This window comes from Bradyrhizobium sp. P2_E8, from assembly GCF_056403875.1.
The window spans coordinates 1-1,365 of record NZ_JBFUES010001436.1 but is presented as its reverse complement, the minus strand read 5'-3'; the positions used below and the strand labels follow the sequence as shown (position 1 = coordinate 1,365).

Here is a 1,365-nt window from a genome sequence, read left to right as displayed (position 1 = left end):
ACATCACCCGTCCCAGTGCGAACGAGGTCGGCGCCTATCGCAGATATGTCGATGCGGCGGTCGTAAAATTCTTCCGCGAGGCCGGCGAGGACAAGCTCCGTGCCATCGCGCCACTCGTCGAGGTCGGGCTCAATCACGAGCAGCAGCATCAGGAATTGATGTTCACCGACATCCTGCACGCCTTTGCGCAGAATCCGGTCTATCCGGCCTACGATGCGGACTGGCGCTTTCCATCCGCGACGCGCACCGGCGATGACTGGCTGATCCTCAACGAAGGCATCCACACCGTCGGCCACGTCGACGACAGCTTCCATTTCGACAACGAGAAGCCGGCCCACCGCGCCCTCGTCGGCCCGGTCAAGGTTGCGCGCAATCTCGTCACCAATGGCGAATGGCTCGCCTTCATGCGCGACGGTGGCTACGCGAACGCAACGCTGTGGCTGATGGACGGCTTTGCCACCGTCAGCAAGGAAGACTGGCAGGCTCCGGGACATTGGCGCGAGGTCGATGGCGCCTGGCAGGTGATGACGCTCGCCGGCCTCAAGCCGGTCGATCCCGACGCGCCCGTCTGCCACGTCAGCTATTACGAGGCCGATGCGTTCGCGCGCTGGGCCGGAAAACATCTGCCGACCGAGATGGAATGGGAGGTCGCGGCACGCGCTGGCGCGCTCAACGATGCCTTCGGGATCGTCTGGCAGTGGACGCGATCTTCCTACTCGCCCTACCCGGGTTACCGCGCCATCGAAGGTGCCCTCGGCGAATACAACGGCAAGTTCATGGTCAACCAGCTGGTGCTGCGAGGCTCATCGCTTGCAACCCCGGAGGGGCACAGCCGTATCACCTATCGTAACTTCTTCTATCCGCACCACCGCTGGCAATTCACGGGACTGCGGCTCGCCGATTACAACTAGTTCTCATCCGACGATAAATGCGCGCCGGACAGCGCGTTCAGGAGAGTATCATGAATGTGCACGCCAGCGCTTTGGCCGAAGCCCATCTCCCCGACGAGCAGACCACCGCTTTCGCCCGCGAGGCGATCGAGGATTTGTCGCAGCAGCCGAAAAAGCTGTCGCCGAAATATTTCTACGACGCGACCGGATCGGAGCTGTTCGAGGCGATCACGCGCCTGCCCGAATATTATCCGACGCGTACCGAGCTTGCGATCCTGAAGGAGCGCGGCAGCGAGATCGCGAAGATCATTCCCGAGCATGCGGCGCTGGTCGAGTTCGGCGCGGGCGCGACCACGAAGGTCCGCCTGCTGCTGAACCACTGCAAGTTCGCGGCCTATGTGCCCGTCGACATATCCGGCGACTTCCTGACGGCGCAGGCGAACGGTCTGAAGCGGGACTTCCCGACGCTCGGCAT

The 1,365-nt window shown here is 62.9% G+C and carries 2 protein-coding genes; both read left to right on the top strand.

Annotated features, from left to right (window positions below; genetic code table 11):
* A partial coding sequence (gene egtB, locus AC1D00_RS41190; RefSeq protein WP_477014656.1) for an ergothioneine biosynthesis protein EgtB occupies window positions 1-911 on the top strand: 911 nt, incomplete at its 5' end.
* Window positions 912-961: 50 nt separating this feature from the next.
* On the top strand, window positions 962-1,365 hold a 404-nt coding region (locus AC1D00_RS41185; RefSeq protein WP_477014655.1), incomplete at its 3' end, for an L-histidine N(alpha)-methyltransferase.